This is a genomic window from Dickeya sp. CFBP 2040, from assembly GCF_012273755.1.
In the GTDB taxonomy this organism is placed as follows: domain Bacteria; phylum Pseudomonadota; class Gammaproteobacteria; order Enterobacterales; family Enterobacteriaceae; genus Dickeya; species Dickeya poaceiphila.
The window spans coordinates 1-12,207 of sequence record NZ_JAAVXH010000016.1; the positions used below are offsets into that span (position 1 = coordinate 1).

General features: G+C 49.3%; 10 protein-coding genes and 1 other annotated feature. Of the genes, 4 read left to right on the forward strand and 6 right to left on the reverse strand.

What is annotated here, in order from left to right:
* Positions 1 to 152: 152 nt before the first annotated feature.
* The 3 genes from clpB to rluD all read right to left on the reverse strand — a co-directional run bounded on the left by clpB (position 153) and on the right by rluD (position 4,589).
* Positions 153 to 2,732 carry an ATP-dependent chaperone ClpB gene (clpB, locus tag Dpoa2040_RS02120; RefSeq protein WP_168640118.1) on the reverse strand — a complete coding sequence of 860 codons (2,580 nt, stop codon included), beginning with the start codon at positions 2,730 to 2,732 and terminating at the stop codon, positions 153 to 155.
* A 134-nt stretch (positions 2,733 to 2,866) separates the two neighbouring features.
* A complete protein-coding gene (gene yfiH, locus Dpoa2040_RS02125; protein ID WP_168640122.1) occupies positions 2,867 to 3,592 on the reverse strand; it encodes a purine nucleoside phosphorylase YfiH in 726 nt (241 codons plus the stop codon).
* A gap of 19 nt (positions 3,593 to 3,611) precedes the next feature.
* Complete coding sequence (gene rluD, locus Dpoa2040_RS02130) at positions 3,612 to 4,589, reverse strand: 23S rRNA pseudouridine(1911/1915/1917) synthase RluD (RefSeq protein ID WP_168640119.1); 978 nt, start codon at positions 4,587 to 4,589, stop codon at positions 3,612 to 3,614.
* Between the two features lie 134 nt (positions 4,590 to 4,723).
* On the opposite strand from rluD, the gene bamD reads away from it, so the two are divergent.
* On the forward strand, positions 4,724 to 5,458 hold the full coding sequence (gene bamD, locus Dpoa2040_RS02135) for an outer membrane protein assembly factor BamD (protein ID WP_168640120.1): 735 nt from the start codon (positions 4,724 to 4,726) through the stop codon (positions 5,456 to 5,458).
* Between the two features lie 296 nt (positions 5,459 to 5,754).
* A complete protein-coding gene (gene raiA, locus Dpoa2040_RS02140) occupies positions 5,755 to 6,090 on the forward strand; it encodes a ribosome-associated translation inhibitor RaiA (protein ID WP_042872270.1) in 336 nt (111 codons plus the stop codon).
* Between the two features lie 255 nt (positions 6,091 to 6,345).
* On the opposite strand, the gene Dpoa2040_RS02145 is transcribed toward raiA, so the two are convergent.
* Complete coding sequence (locus Dpoa2040_RS02145; RefSeq protein ID WP_042872271.1) at positions 6,346 to 7,452, reverse strand: ABC transporter substrate-binding protein; 1,107 nt, start codon at positions 7,450 to 7,452, stop codon at positions 6,346 to 6,348.
* Positions 7,453 to 7,707: 255 nt separating this feature from the next.
* Positions 7,708 to 7,834: a sequence feature (Phe leader region), on the forward strand.
* Between the two features lie 22 nt (positions 7,835 to 7,856).
* Between Dpoa2040_RS02145 and pheA the strand changes: the two genes are divergently transcribed.
* The gene (gene pheA / locus Dpoa2040_RS02150) at positions 7,857 to 9,014 is read left to right on the forward strand and encodes a bifunctional chorismate mutase/prephenate dehydratase (RefSeq protein ID WP_042872273.1); all 1,158 of its coding nucleotides are present in this window, start codon (positions 7,857 to 7,859) and stop codon (positions 9,012 to 9,014) included.
* A gap of 96 nt (positions 9,015 to 9,110) precedes the next feature.
* On the opposite strand, the gene tyrA is transcribed toward pheA, so the two are convergent.
* Positions 9,111 to 10,232, reverse strand: a complete 1,122-nt coding sequence (tyrA, locus tag Dpoa2040_RS02155; protein ID WP_042872275.1) for a bifunctional chorismate mutase/prephenate dehydrogenase — start codon at positions 10,230 to 10,232, stop codon at positions 9,111 to 9,113.
* 12 nt (positions 10,233 to 10,244) lie between these two features.
* Positions 10,245 to 11,309 (reverse strand): 3-deoxy-7-phosphoheptulonate synthase, encoded by a 1,065-nt coding sequence (locus Dpoa2040_RS02160; protein WP_042872277.1) that lies wholly within the window; start codon positions 11,307 to 11,309, stop codon positions 10,245 to 10,247.
* Positions 11,310 to 11,858: 549 nt separating this feature from the next.
* Here Dpoa2040_RS02160 and Dpoa2040_RS02165 point away from each other — a divergent pair.
* On the forward strand, positions 11,859 to 12,207 hold a 349-nt coding region (locus Dpoa2040_RS02165), incomplete at its 3' end, for a DUF2799 domain-containing protein (RefSeq protein ID WP_168640121.1).

Consider the following 12,207-nt stretch of genomic DNA (forward strand, 5'->3'; position numbering starts at 1 on the left):
TTATTCCGGCCTGACAAGTGTAATTTTCAAAAAAAAACGCAAGGGCTCATTTTTTAAACCAAAACACCATTTTATGGTTACCCCTTGCTCATAATGGCGATAAAAAAAACAAACCCCAGCATCAGCCGGGGTTCGACATTAAAAAACACTCGTTACTGGCAAGCAACGATGGTTTCGTTTTTTACATCTACATCTAAAGTAACTGATTTTCCAGGCACCAGGTCACCAGACAATATCTGCTGAGACAGCGGGTTTTCGATCATCTGCTGGATAGCTCGTTTCAGTGGACGGGCACCATATACGGGGTCAAAACCTGATTTGCCGAGCAACTCCAGCGCTGCATCAGAGATAGACACTGTATAACCCCGTTCTTCCATTCGCTTGTAAAGGCGCTGCAGTTGAATTTGCGCAATTGATGTAATGTGGCTTTGGCCTAACGGATGGAATACGACAACTTCATCAATACGATTAATGAACTCCGGGCGGAAATGATGGCTAACAACACCTAACACCATGTCACGCATCTGGCTGTAATTCATTTCGCCAAATCGTTCCTGAATGAGGTCCGATCCCAAGTTTGATGTCATGATAACCACTGTATTGCGAAAATCCACCGTGCGGCCTTGCCCGTCAGTCAGGCGGCCATCATCCAGCACCTGCAACAGAATATTGAACACATCGGGATGCGCTTTTTCCACTTCATCCAGCAAGATGACAGAATAAGGGCGACGACGTACCGCTTCGGTCAGATATCCCCCCTCTTCATAACCGACATATCCTGGAGGCGCCCCGACCAGCCGAGAAACCGAATGTTTTTCCATAAACTCGGACATATCAATACGCACCATTGCGTCATCGCTATCGAACAAGAACGATGCCAGCGTCTTGCATAACTCGGTTTTCCCCACCCCCGTCGGCCCCAGGAACAAAAACGAGCCGATTGGACGATTGGGATCCGATAGCCCGGCACGACTGCGTCGAATAGAATTAGCGACAGCTTCAACCGCTTCATTCTGCCCAATCACCCGCTGATGCAGTTCCTGCTCCATACGCAGTAATTTTTCCCGCTCACTTTCCAGCATCCGTGAAACAGGAATACCAGTCCAGCGAGCAAGAACCTCGGCAATCTCAGCATCCGTTACCCGATTACGCAGCAGATGCATAGTTTTACCTTCAACCTGTGTAGCAGCAGCAAGCTGTTTCTCCAGTTCAGGAATTTTGCCGTATTGTAATTCCGACATTCGACCTAAATCTCCCTGACGTCTTGCCTGCTCCAGGGAGATTTTTGCCTGTTCCAGCGCTGCTTTAATGTTTTGCGTACCGGTCAACGACGCTTTTTCAGCTTTCCACTCTTCTTCCAGTTTTGAGTATTCGCGCTCTTTCTGCTCCAACTCAGCATTCAGAATCTCCAGACGTTTCAAACTGGCTTCATCAGACTCTTTCTTCAACGCCTGTTGTTCCAGTTTTAACTGGATAATTCGGCGCTCAAGGCGGTCTAACGGTTCTGGCTTGGAGTCTATCTGCATACGGATGCTGGATGCGGCTTCATCAATCAGATCGATCGCTTTATCTGGTAATTTCCGATCAGAGATATATCGATGTGACAACATAGCGGCCGCAACAATCGCCGGATCAGTGATTTGCACATGGTGATGTAATTCATATCGCTCTTTCAAACCGCGCAGAATAGCGATGGTATCTTCAACCGTCGGTTCAGCGACAAACACTTTCTGAAAACGGCGCTCAAGCGCAGCATCTTTTTCAATAAACTGGCGGTATTCATCCAGCGTTGTCGCTCCTACGCAGTGCAACTCGCCGCGCGCCAGCGCAGGCTTAAGCATGTTGCCTGCATCCATCGCACCGTCAGCCTTGCCGGCTCCCACCATGGTATGCAATTCATCGATAAAGAGAATGACACTGCCTTCCTGTTTGGACAGATCGTTCAAGACGCCTTTCAGACGTTCTTCAAACTCACCACGGTATTTAGCTCCCGCTACCAGCGCCCCCATATCAAGCGCCAACACGCGTTTATTCTTCAGCCCTTCAGGAACTTCGCCATTGACGATACGCTGTGCTAATCCTTCAACAATCGCGGTTTTCCCAACCCCAGGCTCACCAATCAAAACCGGGTTATTCTTGGTTCTGCGTTGCAACACCTGGATAGTTCGGCGAATTTCTTCATCACGACCAATGACCGGGTCTAGCTTGCCTTGTTCAGCCCGCTCGGTGAGATCAATCGTGAATTTCTTCAGTGCCTGACGCTGATCTTCAGCGCTCTGCTCGTTAACTTGCTGTCCGCCGCGAACGTGCTCAATGGCCTGAGCCACGTTTTGCTGTGTAGCTCCTGCAGTCTTTAGCAGATCCCCCACCGCACCGCGCGACTCAAATGCCGCAAGTACAAATAATTCTGAAGAAATGAATGTGTCGCCTTTTTTCTGCGCCAACTTGTCGCAGATATTAAGCGTTCGAACCAGCTCACTGGACGGTTGAACATCACCACCGGTACCCTCCACCTGTGGTAATCGACTGATTGCCTGTTCAATTTCATTTTTCAGACGGCTGACATTCGCCCCGGCAGCCGTCAGTAATGGACTGACTGTACCCCCTTCCTGATTCAAAAGGGCACTCATCAAATGCAGCGGTTCAATGAATTGATGATCCCGCCCAAGGGCGAGGGATTGGGCATCAGCGAGGGCAAGCTGGAATTTGTTGGTAAGACGATCCAGACGCATAACTCCTCCCATACATACTGGTCAAAATTGCTACTGGAGATTAAATGAGGTCATCCCTCAAAAATTCAAGATTATTTTGCCAGTAATAATAGAAGGAAAAACGTTAATCCTCCGGATCGTCTTAATTCAATAGGTTATATCAGCCAAATCAAAGTTGCCATACGTCCGGTCACACCATCACGCCGATAGGAGAAAAAGCGGCTCGCATCGCTGACCGTACAGTACTCACCGCCGAACACCTGGCTGACGCCAGCGGCCTGTAAACGCAAACGGGCCAGCTGATAAATATCGGCGAGGAATTTACCATTACGGGGAACAAAAGCGCAATCGGCAACGGGGTCAACTCGCAAAAAAGCCTCGCGAACCTCTGCCCCAACTTCAAACTGTCGCGGACCGATAGCTGGTCCCATCCACGCCATAATTTCAGTCGGACGGGCATGGAAATGGCGTAGTGTCTGCTCCAATACACCCGCTTGTAAACCACGCCAGCCAGCGTGCGCCGCCGCTACCTCACCACCATCAGTGGAACAGAACAGAACCGGCAGACAATCCGCAGTCATCACCGCGCATACCCTATCCTGACGGGTGGTATAAGCCGCATCACCCACCAACGAATCAGGCGCAGCTTCATCAAGGTTAATCACCTGTGTGCCATGTACCTGCTCGAGCCAATGCGGCATAACCGGCAATCTGGCCATAGTGACCAGACGTTGCCGGTTGTCCTGCACATGCAGCGGAGAATCCCCCACATGATTACCCAAATTGAACGAGTCATATGGCACACCACTAACACCGCCAAGACGAGTGGTGGTGCAGGCCCGGACCGCCGCGGGAGCAGGCCAGTCGGGGATTAACATCATGCTGTCAAACGACATGTCATCACCAGTCAAGTTGGTCTTTGAACTCGTCGGTATCCGCTTTTAGCGCGGCTATCAGTTCTACCATATCCTGCGGCAAAGGTGCGTGCCACTCCATCTCAATGCCGCTGATAGGATGATAAAGCCGCAGCATAGTGGCGTGTAACGCCTGACGATCAAAATTGCGCAGCGTCTCGATAAATACCTCAGAAGCGCCTTTGGGCAAACGCGGACGACCACCATACAGCGGGTCCCCCACCAGTGGATGGTTGATGTGCGCCATGTGGACGCGAATTTGATGGGTTCTGCCTGTTTCCAAGCGCAAACGCAGGCGGGTATGCGCACGAAAATGCTCCATGATGCGATAGTGTGTCACGGCTGGTTTACCCATCGGATGGACCGCCATGTGCGTGCGTTTGGTAGCGTGACGCGCAATGGGTTCATCTACTGTGCCGCCCGCAGTCATGGTGCCGATAGCTACCGCTTCATATTCACGAGTAATTTCACGCGCCTGCAACGACTCGACCAGTCTGGTCTGGGCCGGTACGGTTTTAGCCACCACCATCAACCCGGTGGTATCCTTATCCAGGCGGTGGACAATGCCAGCTCGCGGTACATCGACAATAGCCGGATAATAGTGCAACAGTGCGTTCAGCACCGTACCATCAGGGTTACCGGCACCAGGGTGCACTACCAGATCGCGCGGTTTGTTAATCACCAGGATATCGCCATCTTCATAAACAATATCCAGTGCAATCGGCTGTGCTTCCCAGCGAACCTCTTCCTCGATAAGAGCATCAATGGCAACGGACTCTCCACCAAGCACTTTCTCTTTTGGTCTGTCGACCATATTGCCGTTAATCTGTACCCGTTGTTCCAAAATCCACGTTTTTATACGAGAACGCGAATAATCTGGGAACAATTCGGCCAAAGCCTGATCTAAACGTTGTCCAAGTTGAGATTCGGCCACCGTCGCGGTGAGTTGTACTTGTTGGGACATAGTATGCTGCTTCTTATTAACGTTGGGTTTTAACGGCGATGCCGTTTAAAATAATGTACCATTGTATTTGGTCTTAATCGGGGAGCTTAACGGACAGTCTCCCGGAAAAACACTCTGAGGATAATCAAATCGTCATGACGCGTATGAAATACCTGGTGGCTGCTGCCACGTTGAGCCTGACGCTGGCTGGTTGCTCCAATTCCAAAGATGCGGTACCTGACCGTCCACCTTCAGAACTGTATGCTACCGCCCAGGAGAAACTGCAGGACGGCAACTTTAAAGCAGCCATCAAGCAGTTGGAAGCACTGGATAACCGTTATCCATTCGGCCCGTATTCCCAACAAGTTCAACTGGACCTGATTTACGCCTATTACAAATCCGCCGAGTTGCCGTTGGCTCAGGCCTCGATTGATCGCTTCATCCGCCTGAACCCGACGCATCCAAACGTGGATTATGTCCTCTATATGCGTGGGCTGACCAACATGGCGCAGGATGACAGCGCCTTACAAGGCTTCTTCGGCGTTGATCGTTCAGACCGTGATCCTCAGTATGCTCGTTCAGCGTTCAAGGCATTTAACCAGTTGCTTCAAGGCTACCCGAATAGCCAGTATGCCACGGACACCAGCAAACGCCTGGCATTCCTGAAAGAACGTCTGGCTAAATATGAACTCTCTGTCGCACAGTATTACACGAAACGCGGTGCTTATGTTGCGGTGGTTAACCGTGTAGAGCAAATGTTGAAGGACTATCCAGACACGCAGGCAACACGAACTGCACTGCCGTTGATGGAAAACGCCTACCGGGAATTGCGACTGAATGGACAGGCTGACAAGGTTGCCAAAATCATCGCCGCCAATCCCGCTGCATGAGGAAATACCTTAACGCTTTTACCACGAACTTACCACGGCAACTTCGGTTGCCGCTTTTTCGTTGTATAGCCGGTCACCCTAGCTTTAAACGAATAATCCCGCCAATACATCCAATAGATAATGGCACAAGCCCTGATGAGGCTACAAGCTTGCCGCGTCAGTTTCCCAAAGCGGCTCACAAATCAATTCATGTGACGAAAAAGTGACCCAAAACAGTGATCAAAATCACCCACTTTGCATTAGTCAAGGGTATGCTGAAATCACCCAAGACGGAAAAGGCAGAGAGGTAAGTTTTTATGACTATCAACATTACCAGCAAGCAAATGGATATTACCCCCGCAATACGTCAGCATGTCGAAGACCGTCTCACCAAACTGGATAAATGGCAGGTTCAGTTAATTAATCCGCATATTATCCTGTCCAAAGAACCGCAAGGTTTTGTGGCAGACGCCACCATTAGCACGCCTAACGGCCCACTGGTGGCCAGCGCCAAACACGAAGATATGTATGCTGCCGTCAATGAACTGATCGCAAAACTAGAACGGCAGTTGAATAAAGTCCAGCACAAGGGTGAAGCCCGCCGTGCCGACACTGGTATCAAAGATGTAAACTTGCAGGCTTCAGAGGAATAACAAGGGCACGATAACGAAATCACCATTTCTTTTATTGTTGGTGAAAAATTCTGTACGTTGCCTGGAACAAGCCGTGGAACCTGAAGGGCTTGTCATAAATAAAAACAGGCATGGAAGGTGGCGAGCTACTTAGTGTTCCACTAAAAGTAAGTTCGCGCTTCTATGCCTGATTCTCAAGTTCTGGCACAAACTCTTCAGCCAGCCCCTACATTTTATCCACCCTTCAAGATGTCTTGACGGCTCCTTAGACCATGGTTAAGGTTTTTCCAGTGAAATGGCGAAGGTGCCCTGCGGAACCACCGGCAGATATTTACGGTAATAATCGAGGTAATTTTTTACCGGATCAACATTCTGGAACAACTCAGGGTAGAGCGATTTAGCAATAAACTGCACCATGGCAAAATCAGACAATGTGCGCGAAGCGCCCTGATACACAGCGAACACCCGGTTATTTTTCACTGCCGGAAAATCTGCCCAACCAGCACGTTGAGTGAACCCACGCAGTTTCGCTTCAGAATCTACCTTGCTCACACCAACACCCATTGGCAAGGCATCAGCCACTTTATTATCTTCTCGACCAGAGAAGAAAACCGCATCCGGCTTGCTGTTCAGTACTTGCTCTGGGTTGAGTATTCCCCACAATTTAATGTAGGGTGCAGCAATATTGTCTCCACCGGCCAAATCCAGCATCGATCCCCACATGTTCTGGCCATAAGTAAAGGAGTATTCAGACGGGCCACGGTTACCGAATTCAAAGTACACTTTGGGTTTCGGTTTATGGGCTGCAGCAATACGCGCTTGTACAGCTTCGATACTACTTTGATAAAAATGAGCTATCTCGTTGGCACGCTCATTATTTCCGGTCAATTGGCCAAAGATTTGCGTCGATTTCACATGCAGAGCTACCGTCTGGGCGTTGTAATCCACCACAACGACGGGAATGTGTAGTTGTTCAAGCGTTGAAACTTCAGCTTTCAGCGCCTGGTATTGCCAGCTAGCCAGGATTACCACGTCAGGATTCAGGCTAATTAATTTCTCAATCGAAACGTTATGCAGGTCAACTTCGCCAATATCAGGCAGCGTCGCCAGAGAAGGGCGATGCTTTACATACATGTCCCAGTTGGCAGGCACTTTGCCACGCCAGGCTTCACGTGAAATGCCGACGACATGATCAAAAGCTTTGTCGCCACCAACCGCCATGTAGTCTTCAAAATAAAAACCCAGTATGGCGCGCTTAACCGGTACATCGACAGTAACATTACGACCGGCAGCATCATTAATCGTGACGTGTGCGGCAATTGACGCACTGCTAATGACAGATAAACCGAGTAACACTATAGCCCTGAAAATACTGAACAACATCTTGCCCTCTCTATATTAAACTGCCTAACGCCACACACCAATAAAGGCGAATAAAAATAATAAAAATTCTCATTAAACACCAGAAATATAAATTCAGAGAGACAGCAACGCCGCTGGGCGTACTTTTTATGTCGGCCATTCTGTACGCTGTCAGGCAGATAACGACCACATCACTCACCACTGCCGGCGATTTTGTGTTGACAGGATGAAAAGGCAACCGTTACCTTAAAAGCATTAACAATAAGGATTTGGTGATATGATGTCGCAACTGTTCTTCTTCGTATTTTTCTTTACTCTCCCCACCGCGGGGGCCGTTTTGTCGTGTGAGTAAGAATACGAAGACGAACAAAAAAAGCCCCCTAACCAAGGGGGCTTTTTTATTGGACAGCAAACAGGTACATACCATGACCGATAATCCACTACTGGCGCTGCGCGAACGTATTACCGCGCTGGATATACAACTGCTCGAATTGTTGGCGCAACGGCGGGAACTGGCGCTGGATGTGGCGCGAGCCAAACAGCACTCTCATCGTCCTATTCGCGATAAAGAACGTGAGCGGGATTTACTGTCCCGGTTGGCTGAAGAAGGTAAAAAACGGCAACTCGACGGCCATTATATTACTCGACTGTTCCAGTTGATTATCGAAGACTCCGTTCTAACCCAGCAGGCGTTACTGCAGCAACATCTTAACTCTGGCGGACTTCACTCCGCCCGCGTCGCTTTTCTCGGCCCGAAAGGCTCTTACTCACACTTAGCCGCACGCCAATACGCCGCTCGCCATTTTGATCATATTGTTGAATGTGGCTGCCAACGCTTTCAGGATATTGTCAGTCTGGTGGAAACCGGTCAGGCGGATTACGCAGTGCTGCCGATAGAGAATACCAGTTCAGGTTCAATCAACGATGTTTACGACTTGTTGCAGTATACTGGATTATCTATCGTCGGTGAGTTGACTACACCTATTGATCATTGCGTACTGGTGGCCATGGATACACAACTGGACCAGATCCAGACTGTTTACAGCCACCCCCAGCCCTTTCAGCAATGTAGTAATTTTATCAACCGATTCCCGCACTGGAAAATCGAGTATTGTGAAAGTACTGCTGCCGCCATGGCAAAAGTAGCTGAACTCAACTCACCTCATGCGGCAGCACTGGGCAGCGAAGCAGGCGGAATGCTTTACCAGTTGCAGGTGTTGGAACATAACCTGGCTAATCAAACGCAAAACATCACACGATTTATCGTCCTGGCGCGTAAACCAATAGAAGTAACAGAGCAAGTTCCAGCTAAAACCACCTTGATCATGGCAACCGGGCAACAATCTGGTGCGCTGGTGGAAGCGCTGTTGGTCCTACGCGAACACGGCATCGTGATGACGAAACTCGAATCAAGGCCGATAAACGGCAATCCATGGGAAGAGATGTTTTATATCGATGTGCAGGCCAATCTGCGCAATGACAATACCCGCAAGGCACTGCACGGGCTGGCCGCGATTACCCGGTCACTCAAAGTATTGGGTTGTTACCCCAGCGAAAATGTGGTGCCAGTCGAGCCGTCATAACGGTGTCATGCCAGGTAGCTCCAAGCCACATAACCCATTATTTATAATTAAAAAAAACCACCATCATCAGGATGGTGGCTTGTAAACAGACCGGCGTTACTGTCGGATATCGTTTGCCTGACGCAGCAAAGTACGGCTTTCCGCCATAAATCGCCGGGAATAATCGCCAAACCAGTGTTCGACTTTCTTGAAGCTGCTGACGAAGGCAGCTTTATCTCCCGCCTCCAGCAATGAAATTGCTTCGCCAAAACGCTGGTAGTAACGCTTGATCAACGCAAGATTGTTGCCAGAAGACATGATGATATCAGCATAAAGCTGGGGGTCTTGCGCAAATAAGCGCCCCACCATCGCCAGTTCAAGACGGTATATCGGCGAAGAAAGTGCCAGTAACTGTTCCAACTGCACATTCTCTTCCGCCAGATGCAGGCCATAAGCAAAGGTTGCAAAATGGCGCAATGCCTGAATAAATGCCATATTCTGGTCATGTTCTACGGCGCTGGATCGATGCAGCCTGGCTCCCCACACCTGAATCTGCTCCAGCAGCCACTGATAAGCTTCCGGCTGACGTCCATCGCAATATACAACGACTTGTTTCGCCAGACTGCCGATATCCGGGCCAAACATCGGGTGCAGACCCAACACCGGACCATGATGCGCCGCCAGCATCGCCTGTAACGGGCCATTCTTGACAGACGCCAGATCAACCAGAATACAATCATCAGGCAATCGAGGCAGACGCGCAATGACCTGTTCAGTTATATGGATCGGGACACTCACAATCACCATGCCAGCATCAGCCAGCAGAGTTTCCGCTTGTGGCCAGTCATCTTGCTCCAGAATACGGACCTGATAGCCGGACAGCGTCAACATCCTGTCAAACAGACGCCCCATCTGTCCACGCCCCCCAACGATCACAATCGGACGCAATGATGGCGAAAGCGTTTTAAACCCTTTGTCATTCTCACTGGTGTAAGACTCCCGCATCACCCGACGCAGAACATCCTCGATCAAATCCGGGGGAACGCCTAATGTTTCGGCCTCTTTGCGTCGTGAACTCAGCATTGCTGCTTCTCGATCAGGTGCATAAATTGGCAAACCATAGCGACTCTTCACCTCACCAACTTCCGCCACCAGGCGTAGCCGACGTGACAACAGTGCCAATAATGCTTTATCTACCTCATCTATCTGATCACGCAATGCGGTCAGTTCAGCGACCATCTGTTTTTCTCCTCACTGATTGGCGCTTCGTGCGCCCAGTTCATGATGAACCGAACGCAACAATGTCTCTGTACTTTCCCAACTGATACAAGCATCCGTCACCGACACCCCGTAACGCATATCTGCGCGAGGTTGTTCGGAAGACTGATTACCTTCGTGGATATGGCTCTCCAGCATCAGCCCAATAATAGAACGGTTACCAGACTTGATCTGCTCAATCACGGACTCCACCACCAGCGGCTGCCGACGGTAGTCTTTGTTGGAATTGCCGTGGCTACAATCTATCATCAGCGCTGGATTCAGTCCTGCATCGCGCATCTGTTTTTCACATTCGGCTACGTCTTGCGCGCTGTAGTTCGGCGTTTTTCCCCCACGCAGGATTACGTGACCATCTGGGTTTCCCTGAGTTTGCAATAAACAAACCTGACCGCTCTGGTTGATACCAACAAAACGATGAGGCGTTGATGCGGCTTTCATGGCATTGATAGCGGTTCCCAGGCTACCGTCAGTACCGTTCTTAAATCCCACCGGCATAGACAACCCAGAGGCCATTTCACGGTGAGTCTGGGATTCGGTGGTTCTGGCACCGATAGCAGACCAACTGAACAAATCTCCCAGGTATTGCGGGCTATTGGGATCTAACGCCTCGGTCGCCAGCGGTAGGCCCATATTCACCAGCTTCAGCAACAAGTCACGGGCGATGTGCAGCCCCGCTTCCATATCAAAGGAACCATCCATATAGGGATCATTGATCAGCCCCTTCCAACCAACAGTGGTACGAGGTTTCTCAAAGTAGACACGCATGACAATGTACAACCGATCGCTCAATTCGGCTGACAAGGATTGCAGACGACGCGCATAGTCCAGTGCAGCATCCGTATCATGAATAGAACAGGGGCCACACACCACCAGAAGACGCTTGTCGTTGCCATGAATAATGTCAGCAATAGTTTTACGCGATAGGGCAATCGCCCGCTGTTCCGGCTCATTGAGCGGAAATTTGGCTTTCAGGTCGTCTGGAGTGATAAGAACCTGTTCAGCACTGATATTAATGTTATTGAGCGTGTCTTTTTGCATGATGGTGATCCTGTTTGTTCCTTTGGTATATAAGGGAGCGGTCGTCATTACCAGTAACTAGTCTCACCTTAACACATTGACCGTAAATTTTTCAAGCCATACGTGTAAAGTTAAAATTACTACCACAAAAAAACACTAAACCACAACGCAGATACGCCACACCCAACAGCCCCACGTGCGCTGGATGTTACAGTAAGAAACAGTAGCCACTCACTCCCCGAAAAGAGACGAAGGGCTGTAAATTGGGAATACGTTGCATACCAGATGTTGTTATCAGTGATATTTGTCATCACCAGTAAACACATGCAACTGGTTTATCGTGAACCCGTCATTGATTAACCCATTGAAACCGCTGGGTATGTACCGAACAACAAAGTGTAAATAAAAATATACAAACCATTACCACATGCCAGAAATAATGATCCTCACAAACCAGACTGAAAATTTCGAGTAGTCGCAGTTGGCTATATGAAATCATTAAAGAAAAAGCAAAGAATTGCGTAATATGAGTGGTATTTCTTCATCCAGAAGGTGTGGTCAGGTTTAATCATGAGAAACGGTATTGTACTAATGGGATTGTTGCTTCTTACCGGATGCCAACCTGTTTCGTTAACGACAGCAACTAAAAATGAGCAGAATTTCTGGTATGAGGCAGGATATAAAGACGCTACCAGTGGCCTTATCGTCAAAGATAACGAAACACTTTCAGAATGGTTCGGCAACCTGGATGTTGATCGTCATGCTTATCTGGATGGATACCGGGCTGGTCAAATCGAGTGGTGTCACTACGACAACATTGAAGCCTGGGGGCGAACGGGAAAACCCTTTCCACCTAGTTGTGATGGTGTCAATGACGCAGAAACATTGAAAAATGTATGGCAGCGAGCCGCGGATGAAT